This window comes from Saccharopolyspora sp. MMCC62 (assembly GCF_057736575.1).
The window spans coordinates 510,671-524,820 of sequence record NZ_JBYKCM010000003.1 but is presented as its reverse complement, the minus strand read 5'-3'; the positions used below and the strand labels follow the sequence as shown (position 1 = coordinate 524,820).

General features: G+C 73.8%; 13 protein-coding genes. 8 read left to right on the top strand and 5 right to left on the bottom strand.

Going from position 1 to position 14,150, the window contains the following annotated elements; genetic code table 11:
- Positions 1-13: 13 nt before the first annotated feature.
- The 4 genes from AC29IT_RS09635 (at position 14) to AC29IT_RS09620 (ending at position 3,977) form a co-directional block, all read left to right on the top strand.
- Entirely contained in the window at positions 14-955 is a 942-nt protein-coding gene (locus AC29IT_RS09635) for an ABC transporter ATP-binding protein (RefSeq protein WP_488218580.1), read from the top strand.
- A 134-nt stretch (positions 956-1,089) separates the two neighbouring features.
- Positions 1,090-1,812: an ABC transporter permease gene (locus AC29IT_RS09630; protein WP_358440715.1), complete on the top strand. Its 723-nt coding sequence runs from the start codon at positions 1,090-1,092 to the stop codon at positions 1,810-1,812.
- Positions 1,813-2,070: 258 nt separating this feature from the next.
- A complete protein-coding gene (locus AC29IT_RS09625) occupies positions 2,071-2,964 on the top strand; it encodes an SCO6745 family protein (RefSeq protein ID WP_488218471.1) in 894 nt (297 codons plus the stop codon).
- A gap of 56 nt (positions 2,965-3,020) precedes the next feature.
- Positions 3,021-3,977: a COX15/CtaA family protein gene (locus tag AC29IT_RS09620; protein ID WP_358440678.1), complete on the top strand. Its 957-nt coding sequence runs from the start codon at positions 3,021-3,023 to the stop codon at positions 3,975-3,977.
- 1 nt (position 3,978) lies between these two features.
- Here the strand turns inward: AC29IT_RS09620 and AC29IT_RS09615 are convergent, their stop codons facing one another.
- From AC29IT_RS09615 to AC29IT_RS09605, 3 genes are all read right to left on the bottom strand, one after another.
- On the bottom strand, positions 3,979-4,473 hold the full coding sequence (locus AC29IT_RS09615) for a GbsR/MarR family transcriptional regulator (protein ID WP_488218470.1): 495 nt from the start codon (positions 4,471-4,473) through the stop codon (positions 3,979-3,981).
- Between the two features lie 91 nt (positions 4,474-4,564).
- The gene (locus AC29IT_RS09610) at positions 4,565-5,437 is read right to left on the bottom strand and encodes an ATP-grasp domain-containing protein (RefSeq protein ID WP_488218469.1); all 873 of its coding nucleotides are present in this window, start codon (positions 5,435-5,437) and stop codon (positions 4,565-4,567) included.
- A complete protein-coding gene (locus AC29IT_RS09605) occupies positions 5,434-5,751 on the bottom strand; it encodes a hypothetical protein (RefSeq protein ID WP_358440669.1) in 318 nt (105 codons plus the stop codon). The genes AC29IT_RS09610 and AC29IT_RS09605 overlap by 4 nt, the downstream gene beginning before the upstream one ends.
- Positions 5,752-5,898: 147 nt before the next feature.
- Here AC29IT_RS09605 and AC29IT_RS09600 point away from each other — a divergent pair, with 147 nt between their 5' ends.
- Together AC29IT_RS09600 and AC29IT_RS09595 are read left to right on the top strand one after the other, a co-directional pair.
- Positions 5,899-6,867 carry a quinone oxidoreductase family protein gene (locus AC29IT_RS09600; protein ID WP_358440667.1) on the top strand — a complete coding sequence of 323 codons (969 nt, stop codon included), beginning with the start codon at positions 5,899-5,901 and terminating at the stop codon, positions 6,865-6,867.
- Positions 6,868-6,954: 87 nt separating this feature from the next.
- Complete coding sequence (locus tag AC29IT_RS09595) at positions 6,955-7,887, top strand: TroA family protein (RefSeq protein WP_358440664.1); 933 nt, start codon at positions 6,955-6,957, stop codon at positions 7,885-7,887.
- A gap of 275 nt (positions 7,888-8,162) precedes the next feature.
- On the opposite strand, the gene AC29IT_RS09590 is transcribed toward AC29IT_RS09595, so the two are convergent.
- Together AC29IT_RS09590 and AC29IT_RS09585 are read right to left on the bottom strand one after the other, a co-directional pair.
- Entirely contained in the window at positions 8,163-9,146 is a 984-nt protein-coding gene (locus tag AC29IT_RS09590; RefSeq protein ID WP_488218468.1) for a DUF2157 domain-containing protein, read from the bottom strand.
- Between the two features lie 133 nt (positions 9,147-9,279).
- Complete coding sequence (locus AC29IT_RS09585; protein ID WP_358440660.1) at positions 9,280-10,221, bottom strand: heme o synthase; 942 nt, start codon at positions 10,219-10,221, stop codon at positions 9,280-9,282.
- Between the two features lie 707 nt (positions 10,222-10,928).
- Between AC29IT_RS09585 and tkt the strand changes: the two genes are divergently transcribed.
- The gene (tkt, locus tag AC29IT_RS09580; protein ID WP_358440657.1) at positions 10,929-13,028 is read left to right on the top strand and encodes a transketolase; all 2,100 of its coding nucleotides are present in this window, start codon (positions 10,929-10,931) and stop codon (positions 13,026-13,028) included.
- Positions 13,029-13,042: 14 nt separating this feature from the next.
- Complete coding sequence (gene tal / locus AC29IT_RS09575; protein WP_358440655.1) at positions 13,043-14,143, top strand: transaldolase; 1,101 nt, start codon at positions 13,043-13,045, stop codon at positions 14,141-14,143.
- Positions 14,144-14,150 lie beyond the last annotated feature (7 nt).

Sequence of the window (14,150 nt, the reverse complement as noted above, 5' to 3'; positions counted from 1 at the left end):
GCCCGGCCCGGTGATCGCAGGACCGGCCGCCGACGGCGACGCGCTGGACGTGCGCGGGCTGACCAAGCGCTTCGGCGGCACCACCGCCGTCGACGGCCTGGACCTGCGGATGCCGCGCGGCAGCGTGCTCGCCCTGCTCGGGCCCAACGGCGCGGGCAAGACCACCACCGTCGAGATCTGCGAAGGCTTCCAGCGGCCCGACGGCGGGACGGTGCGGGTGCTCGGGCTCGACCCCGCCACCCAGGGCGAACGGCTGCGGCCCCGGATCGGCGTGATGCCGCAGGGCGGCGGGGCCTACCCGGGCGTGCGGGCCGCCGAGATGCTGGAGCTCATCGCCACCTGCTCCGCGGACCCGATCGACCCGCGCTGGCTGCTCGACGTCCTCGGGCTCACCTCCGCCGGGCGCACCCCGTACAAGCGGCTCTCCGGCGGCCAGCAGCAGCGGCTGTCGCTGGCCTGCGCGCTCGTCGGCAGGCCCGAGCTGGTGTTCCTCGACGAACCCACCGCCGGGCTCGACCCGCAGGCCCGCCACCTGGTGTGGGACCTGGTCGCCGCGCTGCGCCGCGACGGCGTCGGCGTGCTGCTCACCACGCACCTGATGGACGAGGCCGAAGCGCTCGCCGACCGGGTCGTCATCGTCGACCACGGGCGCGCCGTCGCCGACGGCACCACCGCCGAGCTCACCGCCGACCCGCAGGGCAGGCAGGAGCTGAAGTTCCACTCCGAACCCGCGCTCGACCTGGACCTGCTGCTGGCCGCGCTGCCCGAGGGCTACGAGGCCGTCGAGCAGCGCGCGGGCCGCTACGTGGTGCGCGGCACCATCGACCCGCAGGTCGTCTCCACCGTGACCGCGTGGTGCGCGCGGCACGGCGTGTTCGCCAACGAGCTGCGGGTGAGCAGGCGCAGCCTGGAGGACGTGTTCCTCGACCTCACCGGACGGGAGTTGCGCTCGTGAACCACGGCGCCGCCAGGACAGGCGGGACCGGCACCACCGGGACCGAACTCGCGCACGACGACCGGGACGCCCCGCGCCCCGGCGAGCGGTTCCCCGCGGGCACCTTCGCGTCCGCCCCGGGGCGCGGCCGGGCGCTGCGGATGCTCGCCGCGCACACCCGCATCGAGGCGCTGCTGATCATCCGGCACGGCGAGCAGGCGCTGCTCACGCTGATCATCCCGCTGGCGCTGCTGATCGGGCTGAGCACGCTGCACATCGGCACCGTGCCGGAGCCGCGGGTCGACTCGGTGGCGCCGCGCATCCTCGCGCTGGCCGTGATGTCCACCGCGTTCACCGGGCAGGCCATCGCGCTCGGCTTCGACCGCCGCTACGGGGTGCTCAAGCGGCTGTCCGCGACGGCGCTGCCGCGCTGGACGCTGATCAGCGGCCGGGTGCTGGCGACGCTGCTGGTGGTGGCGCTGCAGGCGGTGCTGCTGGGGATCACGGCCGCGCTGCTGGGCTGGACGCCGAGCCCGGTCGGGATCGTGGCGGCGCTGCCGCTGCTGGTGCTGGGCACGCTCGCGTTCGGCGCGGCCGGGGTGCTGGTCGGCGGCGCGTTCCGCGCGGAGATCGTGCTGGCGGTGGCGAACGCCATCTGGTTCGTGCTGCTGCTGGCCGGCGGCCTGGCGCTGCCGATGAGCGATCTGCCAGGGCCGGTGGGCGCGATCGCGGGACTGCTGCCCTCGGGTGCGCTGGCCACCTCGCTGGAAGCGGCGCTGGAGCACGCGGCGCTGCCGGGCTGGCAGCCGGTGCTGGTCCTGGTGGCCTGGGCCGCGGCAGCCGGAGCGCTGGCGGTGCGGACTACTCGGTTGACTTGATGTTCCGCTCCTTCGGCGAGAGGGTCGGGTGGCGGAACCTCAGCGCTTTCCTCGCTGCGGGATCGTTTTCACCGGTGGCTCCGCCACAGGCGAAAACGCTGTCCTCGCGAGGAAACCGCTGAGAACCCGCTGCGGTGCCGGGTGCGCGCGTCGTTGCTGCTCAGCGGCTTCGCCGCTGACAGGACAGTGCGCTGCCGCGGGTGCGGGGGTGCTCGCGGGACTTCCGGGCCCTGGGGTTACCGGAAGTAGGGTGAGGGCATGACCCAACCGCACGCCGACGCGACGCCCGGTGCCGAACTGGCCCGCCCCTGCCACCGCAGCCTCGAACCGCTGCACTCGCTGATCTACTTCAGCCCCGAAGCCGACGAGGCCTTCGCCGCACTCGGCCTCGACGGCACCCGGATGCGCTACTTCGCCGGCCGCGCCGCCCCGATGGGCGCCGTCGGCGCCGGGGTCGTCGCCGCCACCTTCTACAACTTCAACCCGCGGGTGATCGCCGAGGTCATCCCGCAGGCCTGGGCGATCACCACCCCGGACGCCGTCGTGGCCGCCCGGTTCCGCGCCGCCGACGCCGCGCTGCGCAAGCTGCTCGGCCCCGACACGATCGCCTCCGAGGAGCTCGCCGAGGCCGCCGCGCTCGCCCGCCGCGCCACCGAGGCCTGCCGCCCCGAAGCCCGCCCGCTGTACGCCGGGCACGCCGACCTCGCCTGGCCGGAAGAACCGCACCTGGTGCTCTGGCACGCCCAGTCGCTGCTGCGCGAGCACCGCGGCGACGGTCACCTGATGGTGCTGCAGGCGGTGGGCCTCACCGGGCTCCAGGCGCTGGTCCTGCAGTCCGCGGCCGGCGACGGGCTCTCCCGCCAGTTCTCGCAGGCCAGCCGCGGCTGGTCCGACGACGAGTGGGCGCAGGCGCAGCGCGAGCTCGCCGACCGCGGCCTGCTCGACGCCGACGGCGAGCTCACCGAGCAGGGCGTCGCGTTCCGCGAGGACGTCGAGCAGCGCACCGACGCGCTCGCCGCCGCCCCCTGGGCGCACCTCGGTGCCGAGAACGCGCAGCGCCTCGCCGGGTACGGCAAGAAGCTCAGCACCCAGGTCCTCAAGGCCGGAGCGTTCCCGAAGGGCACCTTCGCCCGCGAGAAGCGCGTGGAGTGACCTGCGGCGCACCACCTGGCGGCCGGGGGATGCGGGACGGCGAATACCATCGATGCGTGCCGTCGTCGATGCTGTCCCGGATCCCGGCCGCCGACCACCGCCTGGTGCGCTGGCTCGCGCTCGCCGTCCTCATCACCCAATCGCTGATCTCGGTGACGGGTTCGGTGGTGCGGGTGACGGGTTCCGGGCTCGGCTGCCCCACCTGGCCGCAGTGCTTCCCCGGCAGCATGGTCCCGATCGACCACCCCGAGGTCGCGACGCTGCACCAGGTGATCGAGTTCGGCAACCGCACGCTGACCGGCCTGGTCGGGTTCGTCGCGCTGGCCTGCCTGATCGCCGCGTGGCTGGTGCGCCCGCGCCGGCCGCGCCTGGTGAAGCTGGCGCTGGTCATGCCGCTGGGCGTGGTCGCGCAGGCCGTCATCGGCGGCATCACGGTGCTGGTGGACCTGAGCTGGTGGAGCGTGTCCATCCACTTCATGGCCTCGGCGGTGCTGATCTGGCTGGCCGCGTACCTGTACAAGGCCGCCGGTGAGGGCGACGAGCCCGCGACGCAGGTGCTCCCGGACCGGATGCGGTGGCTGCTGGTGGCGCTGACCGCGGTGACCGCGGCGATGCTGGTCGCGGGCACGCTGGTGACCGCCGCCGGGCCGCACGCCGGGGACGCCGACACGCCGCGGCTCGTCGTGGCGGTGCCGACGCTGGTCGAGGTGCACGGGCTGCTGGTGATGGCGTACGTGTGCCTGCTCGCGGTGTTCGGGGTGTGGCTGCGCGCCGCCCGGCCGACGAAGGCGCTGCTGAAGGCCTACGGCGCGGCGTGCGTGCTGGTGCTGGCGCAGGGCGCGCTCGGCTCGGCGCAGTACCTGCTCGGGGTGCCGGGGGTGCTGGTGGTGCTGCACGTGCTGGGCGCCACGCTGGTGATCACGGCGACCGCGCTGCTGTGGTGCGAATCCCGCTACCGCGGACCGGTCCCGCAAGTCCCCGCCGCCGAGTCCGCGGAACCCGTTCCCGCCTGACTCACATCCGCAGCGCGCCGCGGCGTTCCCGCTCCCAGCGCTGCCAGAGCTGGGGCATCTCGCCCGAGAGCCACTTGTAGAACTCGTGCACGGTGCGCAGCCGCCGGGCCCGCTCGCCTTGGCCGCTGAACATCCGCAGGCCGTCCTCGGTGAGCTGTTCCAGGCCGGTGACCTGCTCCATCCGGTGCCGCACGAGTTCCGGCCAGCGGTGCTCCTCGACGCGGTAGAGCGCCGCTTCGCGGCCCTGCCGGGTCGTCTTGGAGATCACCCCGAGGCGCAGCAGCAACCGCACGTTGGTGCTGACGGATCCGCTGCTGGCGTTGAGGCCGTGCGAGAGCTCGGCGGCGGTGCGCTCCGGTGGGTCGCAGATCAGCAGGAACGCGAGGATGCGCCCGGCGATGAGCGGCATTCCCTCGGTGGCTTCGAAGTGCGCCGCCATCTGCTCGATCCACTCGGGCATGGCGGGACGGTCGGTGCGCTGGGCGTACTCGGTCACCTCTGGTGCCTCCGACTGATCGACTTCAACCGATGCTGAAACCATAGGCGGAGAAGAACGGCGAAGCCACCCCGACACGCCCCCGAGGAGCTCAGCCGCGCAGCGCCGCGCGCACCGCCGACGCGAACCGCGGCTTCGCCTCCGGATCGGCCTGCCGGAACCCCAGCGACGGTTCGGTGAGCTCCAGCTCCAGCAGCAGCGGCGATCCGTCGTCCCGGCGCACCAGGTCCACCCGCGCGTACAGCAGCTCCGACCGGCGCAGCCGGTGCAGCGCCGCCGCCGCGTCCAGCGCGTCCTCGGCGAGCCTGCGCAGCGCCGGATCCGGCCGCACTCCGAACCGCTCCCCCGGTCCCGGGCCCGCGGCCACTGGATCCGGCAGCATCGCGCCCTTCCCGAACGCGTGCGAGAAGGTCCCGCCGAGGAACACCAGGGCCGTCTCGCCCTCCCGGTCCACCGCCCGCTGGTAGGGCTGCACCAGCACGGTGTGGTCCTCGGCGTGCAGCGCGGCCAGGTGCGCGCCCGCCGCGTCCCGCTCCCCCGCCGCGAACCGCGCCGCACCCCGCGAGCTCGCCCCCACCGAGGGCTTCAGCACGAACTCGAAGTCCGGGCAGCGCAGCGGTTCGCCCGGGGCGACCAGCTCGGTCGGCACCACCGGAACGCCCTGCGCGGCCAGGTCGACGAGGTAGGTCTTGTCGGTGTTCCAGCGCGCCACCCGCGCCGGGTTCACCAGCGCGGGCACCGACTCGCACCAGGCCAGGAAGTCCTTGCGCCGCAACGGGTAGTCCCAGGTGCTGCGCAGCACCACGAGCTCGGCGGAACCGAACGGTGCCGTCGGGTCGTCCCACGGCGCCCAGGCCGCGGGCACTCCCAGCTCGGCCAGCACCTCCGGCAGGTCCGCGTCGTCCGCGTTCGAACCGGGGAGCTCGGCGCAGCTGGCGAGCAGGACCCGAGGTGCCGGTCTCACCGGGCTCGCGGGCCGGCCATCTTGCGGCGGTGCGCCGGCCCGATCTGCAGAGCGGCCGTCGTGTCGCCGTCCCACTCGCCCCCGGTGACCTGCTCGACGGCCTCGACCACGGCCTCCCCCGCCGCGACGTCGGCGACCAGCACGTCGCCGAGCGCGCCGTCCTCGCCGATCAGCACGATGCGGGCGCCCGCCTGGCCGAGGTTCTCCACCACGGCTCGCGCGGAACCGCCGTGGCCCGCGGCGAACGCCTTCACCCTGGCGATCGCCTTCGGCTCGGGCGCGGTGCTCTGCTCGGTGTCGTTCTCGGCTGCCATGCGGGTGATCCTAGACAACCACCCCGACGACACGGACCGAACAGTTACCCAGGCCACCGCCCGCCCGCCGCCGCGCCTGCGAGAGTGGGGGCCGTCCCGGCGGCCGTTCCGGTGCCGGGCGGACGAGGCGAGATCTTGGAGGCACGCATGCGCGCGATTCGGATTCCGGCCCACGGCGGACCGGAGGTGCTGGAGGCCGCCGAAGCGGACCGGCCGACGCCGCAGTCCGGGGAGCTGCTGGTCGAGGTGTCCGCGGCCGGGGTGAACTTCATCGACACCTACCAGCGCAGCGGCCTCTACAGCGTGCCGCTGCCGTTCACCCCCGGTGTCGAGGGCGCGGGCACCGTCCGCGAGGTCGGCCCGGACGTCACCGGCTTCGCCCCCGGCGACCGGATCGCGTGGGCCATGTCGCCCGGCGGCTACGCCGAACAGGCCGTGGTGCCCGCCCGCGGCGCGGTGCACGTCCCGGACGGCGTCGAGGACCGGACGGCGGCCGCCGCGATGCTCCAGGGCATGACCGCGCACTTCCTCGTCGACGCCACGCACCCGATCCGCCCCGGCGAGACGGCGCTGGTGCACGCGGCGGCGGGCGGGGTGGGGCTGCTGCTCACCCAGCTGATCAAGGCGCGCGGCGGGAACGTGATCGGGACCGTGTCCACCGACGAGAAGGAACGGCTGGCGCGCGCGGCGGGTGCCGACGAGATCATCCGCTACACCGAGGCCGACGTGGCCGAGGAGGTCCGCGACCTCACCGACGGGCGCGGCGTGGACGTGGCCTACGACGGGGTCGGCAAGGACACCTTCGACGGCAGCCTCGCGTCGCTGCGCCCGCGCGGCACGCTCGCGCTGTTCGGCGCCTCCAGCGGGCCGGTGCCTCCGGTGGACCCGCAGCGGTTGAACTCGGGCGGCTCGCTGTTCCTGACCCGGCCGTCGCTGGCGCACCACATCCTGGACCGGGAAGAACTGGACCGGCGGGCCCGGGAGATCTTCCAGGCGGTGCGGGCGGGCGAGCTCGACGTGCGCATCGGCGGGACCTACCCGCTCGACCAGGCGCGGCAGGCGCACGAGGACCTCGAAGGCCGCCGCAGCACGGGGAAGCTCCTGCTGCTGCCCTGATCGCACCGGGCGCGCGGCCGCTCCGTCCCGCGGTCGGGCCGGCCGCTCACCTGGAACTTCCGGGGTGCCGCAGCCGACTGGTCGACCGTGATCGATCGTGTGATCGGGCGGCGCGGCGCGCTGGCCCTGCTCGCGGCCGGGCTGCTCGGCGGCTGCCGCCCGGCTCCGGCCGAGACCGGGCGCGGACTGGTGACCTTGGACGGCGGGACGGCCCGCCTCGCCCTGCTGCTCGGCCGCGAGCAGGTGGGCACGGTGGCGCTGCCCGGTGGTGATCCGGTGCTGCCCGCGATCGAGGCGGCGCAGGGCTCGCCGGTGCGCGACCTCGGCGGCGCGGGCGGGCTCGACCTGGAGGCGCTGGCACGGCTGCGCCCGGAGGTGCTGGCCGGGCACCGGCTGCCCGGCGTCCCGGCGGAACTGCTGCGCGGCCTCGCCCGGTTGCGGCTGGTGCGGCGGACCGGGGACGTGCGCGCGGACGCGCTGGCGCTCGGCGCGGCGGTGGGCTCGACCGGAGCCATCGCCGCGTGGGAGGACTTCGAACGGGACCGCGCCGACCTCGCCGCCCGGCTGGCGAACCGCCGGATGCCGACGATCTCGGTGCTCGGCGCGGGCCGCGGCGACGGGGTCGTCACCACCGTGTCCACCGCGACCGCCGCCGGGCAGGTGCTGCGGGCGCTCGGCGCGGCCCGGCCACCGGCGCAGGAGGCGGTCGCCGACGGTCCACTGCCGTTCCCGGAGATCTCCGGTGAGCGGCTCGGCGAGCACGATGCGGACCTGCTGGTGCTGCTGCGCGGCGGCGCCGGTTCGGTGCGGGAGCAGCCGCTGCTGCGGACCCTGCCCGCGGTGCGCGCGGGCCGGGTCGTGGCGGCCGACCGGTTCGAGTGGGCCGCGCTGGCCTCGCTGCCCAGCGCCCGCTGGGTGCTGGCCGACCTGGCCGGGCTGCTGCTGGACCGGGCGGAGCCGCTGCTGGGGATCGGCTCTCCCCCGGGCCTGGACCGGCTCCGCGCCTTCCGCGCCCGCTGACCGACCTACCGGCGGCGCCCTTGGCCGGAGCTCAGCCGACCGGCGTCGCCGCCCTCCGGAGGTCGGCCGACCGCAGTCGCTCCCGTCCGGAAAGCAACCGGCCCGCGTCGCTCACTTCCGGACACCGACCGACCGCACGCTCCCGTCCGGAGGCCAACCGGCCGGCACTGCTCCCGCCCGAGGTCGACCGACTCGCAGCGCCCCTGACCGGAGATCAACCGAGCGGCATGGCTCCCGCCCGAGGTCGACCGACCCGCGTCGCTCCCGTCCGGAGCTCAGCCGACCCGTTTGCGCAGCCGCAGCCCGAAACCGCCCGCGGCCAGCAGCACCACGCCCACCAGCAGCACGATCAGCGGACCGCCCAGCGCACCACCGGTCCAGTGGTACAGCGCCTCCGGCACGGCCACGGTCACCCCGAGCACGCCGAACACCAGCAGCACCGCGGAGCGCAGCGCCACGAACGCGGCGAAGCAGCCGACGGCCAGCACGAACGTGATCGCGTAGCTCCACGACTGGTGCGCCACGGCGGTCCACTGCGCGCCGGTGAGCGCGGTCGCCGCCGCGATCCCGAAACCCACGTCGCGCCGGACCCGTCCCGCGCGACCGCGGGCCGGACGGTCGAGCACCCCGCGCACCGCGAGCACCGCCCACAGCCCGCCGAGCACGATCAGCACCAGCATCTCCGGGACCGACCCGCCGCCCGGCAGCTCACCGGCCAGCGCGATCCCGGACCAGTAGGCGAAGACACCGGTCGCGACCAGACCCGGCACCGCGGGCAGCAGCGCGTACCCGGCGGCGGCCGCGACCAGCCCCAGCGCGCTCGCGGCCAGCGAGGAATCGGTGCCGTCCAACCCGGCCACGACCGCCATCGCCGCGGCTCCGGAGGCCAACGCGAGCAGCGCGGACACGATGCGGCTGCGCCGCGAGGGCGCGTCGGCGGCGAGCTCCCGCGCGCCGCGCGGACCGCCCGCGATGAACCCGGCGGCGAGCACGAGCACCGCGGTGGCGGCGACCAGCAGTCCCACCCGGGCCGGGACGGACAACGTCTCCCAGGACATGCCGACCAGCAGCGACGCGCCGCCGAGCACCAGGGCACCGCCCGCGTACCCGAGGACCTCCCAGATGCCGCCCGCGCGCTGCGGTGCCGGTTCGGCGGCGAACTCGGTGCGCACCGCCTCGGCCTGCTCGGACGTCAGCGTGCCGCGTTCGACGAGGCGCTCCAGCGCCTGCCGCTGCCGCGGGGGCAGTTCCGCGCTCATCGGTCTCCCTCCGCCGTTGATCGGCGCCCACGGTCGCACACCTGCACGAGCGCGTGGTGGACGGTCGCGGCGGCCCGCAGGAAGGACCAGGTGAACGCCTCGCTCGCCCCGGCGGGGAGTAGCCCGGGAAGGGTCAGAACGGCCAGCCCAGCACCGGCAGGCCCAGCGCCGAGTCCACCGCCAGCGCCACGCACACGATCATCAGGTACGTGTTGGACATGTGGAACAGCCGCATCGGCTTCGTCGGCTCGCCCCGCTTGGTCGCGGTGTGCAGCCGGTGCGCCAGCCACAGGAACCAGGCGCCGGACAGCACCGCGAACGCGGTGTACAACCACCCGGTGGCCGGAGCGAGCAGCAGCGTCCACAGCACCATCAGCCAGCTGTAGGCGACGATCTGCCGGGACACGTAGGCCGGTTCGGCGACGACGGGCAGCATCGGCACGCCCGCGCGCTCGTAGTCCGCCTTGTACTTCACCGCCAGCGCCCAGGTGTGCGGCGGCGTCCAGAAGAAGATGATCCCGAACATGACCAGCGCGGGCCAGTCCACCCGCCCGGTCACCCCGGCCCAGCCGATCACCACCGGCATGCAGCCGGCGGCACCGCCCCAGACGATGTTCTGCGCGGTGCGGCGCTTGAGCACCAGCGTGTAGACGAGGACGTAGAACAGGATCGTGGCGACCGCCAGCACCGCGGCCAGCAGGTTCGTCGTCGCCCACAGGAACCCGAACGAACCCAGCCCGAGCACGATCCCGAAGATCAGCGCGTGCCGGTTGGAGACCGTGTGGCGCACCAGCGGCCGGGCCCTGGTGCGCTGCATGACCTGGTCGATGTCGGCGTCGGCGACGCAGTTGAGCGCGTTGGCGCTGCCCGCGGCCAGGGTGCCGCCGACCAGGGTGGACAGCACCAGCCACGGCGAAGGGATGCCGCGCTCGGCGAGCAGCATCGCCGGGATGGTGGTGACCAGCAGCAGTTCGATGACGCGCGGCTTGAGCAGCCCCAGGTAGGCCTTGAGCAGGTCGCCGGGCCGCGTCGCGTGCCGCTGCGCTCCGCTGACCGGGGTCTCGGTGCTGGTCACGAGGCCGCTCCCGCGAGCCGTCCGGCGAGCTCCGCCGCACCGGGGAGCGCGGCCGGGACCGCGCCGTGGTGTCCGCCCGAAGCGCACCGCATCGCAGGCATGGGACTCCTCGTCAGCTCGGGGTGACCGCCGGAACGACGGCGACCGACCGCCCTGAATAGTAGGCGCGCTACACCCCGCCGCCGACCGCAGGGTCCGGGCCGCGGCGCCGCGGGACCGGAGTCGGCGGCGCCGGTACCGTGGGGTGAGCCACCGGACACGCTCCGCGCGGAAGGAACACCCGCCGCGCCGCGTTGCCGGTGGTGGGTCCGCCGCACCGTCGCGAGATCGGTCCCGCGGCGGTCGAGGCGCCGCCGGGCGGGCGACGTACCGCGAACCGGGCCGGACACCGGCCGTGGCGCCCCGGGCACGCACCGTCGGCAGCCTGGGGAGCACGGCGGTGGCGATGCCGGTGCGCTGCACGAACACCGACCGGCACGGTTCGACTCCGCACGACGAGGGGTCTCCGGCGATGCACGCGGTTGACCCGCGATCCTCTCACCCCGGTGGGGGACCGCATCAATTCAGGCGGGCCGCCGCGCGTCCACGAGGTCACGACTAGGCTGCCCGCTGGACGAGGGATAACTGCGGTCCGAATCGGTCCGGGTCAGCGGGCGACGCGCCGGAGCCGCGAAGGACCGCTTCGATTGAAACTTGGAGCTGCGTCCGTGTCCGTCACCGACGATCTTGCCCGCTTGACCACCAAGCGACTGCCCGCAGACTGGACCGAGTTGGACCAGCGCGCCGTGGACACGGTCCGGGTGCTGGCCGCCGACGCGGTCGAGAAATGCGGCAGCGGGCATCCAGGCACCGCCATGAGCCTGGCCCCCGCCGCCTACGCGCTGTTCCAGCGCGTCATGCGGCACGACCCCACCGACGCCGACTGGATCGGCCGCGACCGCTTCGTGCTGTCCGCCGGTCACTCCAGCCTGACGCTGTACCTCCAGCTGTTCCTGTCCGGGTACGGGCTGGAGCTGGACGACATCAAGGCCCTGCGCACCTGGGACTCCAAGACCCCCGGTCACCCGGAGTACTGGCACACGCCCGGCATCGAGACCACCACCGGCCCGCTGGGCCAGGGCCTCGCCAACGGCGTCGGCATGGCCATCGCCGCCCGCCGCGAGCGCGGCCTGCTGGATCCGGAGTCGGCACCGGGCGAGAGCCTGTTCGACCACCAGATCTACGTGATCGCCTCCGACGGCGACATCGAGGAGGGCGTCACCTCCGAGGCGTCGTCGCTGGCGGGAACCCAGCAGCTGGGCAACCTCACGGTGATCTACGACGCGAACGAGATCTCCATCGAGGACGACACCAAGATCGCGCTGTCCGAGGACACCGCGAAGCGCTACGAGGCCTACGGCTGGCACGTGGTGACCGTCGACGGCGGTGAGGACGTGGCCAGCATCCTCGACGCGCTGGACGCCGCCAAGGGCAAGCCCGACCAGCCGACGCTGATCGTGCTGCGCACCGTGATCGGCTTCCCGGCGCCGACGAAGATGAACACCGGCAAGGCGCACGGCGCCGCGCTGGGCGGCGACGAGATCGCCGGCATCAAGAACGCGCTGGGCTTCGACCCGGAGCAGACGTTCGAGATCTCGGACGAGGTCCTCGCGCACGCTCGCAAGGTCGTCGACCGCGGCCAGGCCGCGCACGCCGAGTGGCAGCAGCGTTACGACGAGTGGGCCGCGGCGAACCCGGAGCGCAAGGCGCTGCTGGAGCGCATCCGCGTCCGCGAGCTGCCCGCGGGCTGGCACGAGAAGCTGCCGACCTGGGAGGCCGACGGCAAGGGCGTCGCCACCCGCAAGGCCTCCGGTGAGGTGCTGTCCGCGCTCGCCGACGTGCTGCCGGAGCTGTGGGGCGGCTCCGCCGACCTGGCGGAGAGCAACAACACCACGATGAAGGGCGTCGACTCGTTCGGCCCCACCCAGATCTCCACGAACTCGTGGAACGCGCAGCCGTTCGGCCGGACGCTGCACTTCGGCGTCCGCGAGCACGCCATGGGCTCCATCCTCAACGGCATCGCGCTGCACGGCGGCACCCGCCCCTACGGCGGCACGTTCCTGATCTTCAGCGACTACATGCGGCCCGCGGTGCGGCTCGCCGCGCTGATGAAGGCCCCGACGATCTACGTGTGGACGCACGACTCGATCGGCCTGGGCGAGGACGGCCCGACGCACCAGCCGATCGAGCAGCTCTCCTCGCTGCGCGCCATCCCCGGCCTGTCGGTGGTCCGCCCCGCGGACGCGAACGAGACCTCGTTCGCGTGGAAGGCCGTGCTGGAGGACACCAGCGCCCCCGCCGGTCTGGCGCTGACCCGCCAGGGCGTGCCGACGCTGGAGGGCACCGACGCCGAGGGTGTCGCCAAGGGCGGCTACGTGCTGGCCGAGGCGTCCTCCGGCACGCCGGAGCTGGTGATCATCGCCACGGGTTCCGAGGTCCAGCTGGCCGTCGAGGCCAGGAAGGTCCTGGAGGCCGACGGCGTTGCCACCCGTGTGGTGTCGATGCCGTGCGTCGAGTGGTTCGACCGGCAGGACGTGTCCTACCGCAGGCAGGTGCTGCCGCCGTCGGTGCGCGCCCGCGTCTCCGTCGAAGCCGGCATCGCCCAGTCCTGGCACCGGTTCACCGGCGACTTCGGCGAGAACGTGTCGATCGAGCACTTCGGCGCCTCGGCGGACTACAAGACCCTGTTCGAGAAGTTCGGCTTCACCACGGAGGCGGTCGTCGACGCCGCCCGGCGGAGCCTGGAGAACGCGCGCTCGAACGCGTGAGTGGAGGTATTGCAGTGACGAACAACCAGAACCTCACCGCGCTCAGCCAGGCGGGCGTGGCGATCTGGCTGGACGACCTGTCCCGCCAGCGGATCACGTCCGGCAACCTGACCGAGCTGATCAACGACTACGCGGTCGTGGGTGTCACCAGCAACCCCACGATCTTCGCGAAGGCGCTGTCCAACGCGGCCGACTACAACGACCAGGTCCGCGAGCTCGCCGCCCGCGGCGCGGGCGTGGACGACACGGTCCGCGAGCTGACCACGAAGGACGTGCGCGACGCCGCCGACGTCTTCCGCAACGTCTACGAAGCGGGCGACGACGGCCGGGTCTCCCTGGAGGTCGACCCGCGGCTGGCCCACGACACCGACCGCACCGTCGCCGAGGCGCTCGAGCTGTGGAAGGCCGTCGACCGGCCGAACCTGATGGTCAAGATCCCGGCGACGGTCGAGGGCCTGCCCGCGATCACCCGGGTGCTGGCCGAGGGCGTCAGCGTGAACGTGACGCTGATCTTCTCCGTGGAGCGCTACCGGGACGTCATGGACGCCTACCTGGCGGGCCTGGAGCAGGCGAAGGCCAACGGCCACTCGCTGAGCTCCATCGCCTCGGTCGCCTCGTTCTTCGTGTCCCGGGTGGACACCGAGATCGACAAGCGGCTGGAGGGCATCGAAGGCGGCCAGGACCTGCAGGGCAAGGCGGCCATCGCCAACGCCCGGCTGGCCTACGCGGCCTACGAGGAGGTCTTCTCCTCGGACCGCTTCCAGGCGCTGGCCGCCGACGGTGCGAAGCCGCAGCGCCCGCTGTGGGCCTCCACCGGCGTGAAGGACCCGGCGTACTCCGACACCCGCTACGTCGACCAGCTGGTGGCGCCGAACACGGTGAACACCATGCCGGAGGCGACGCTGTTCGCCACCGCCGACCACGCGCAGGTCGAAGGTGACCAGGTCCGCGGCACCAAGGACGCCTCGCAGCAGGTGTTCGACGCGCTGACCGAGATCGGCATCGACCTCGACGACGTGTTCGCGGTGCTGGAGCGCGAAGGCGTGGAGAAGTTCGAGAAGTCCTGGGAGGAACTGCTCGACACCGTGCGCGAGCAGCTCGACCAGGCCAAGTAGGCGAACG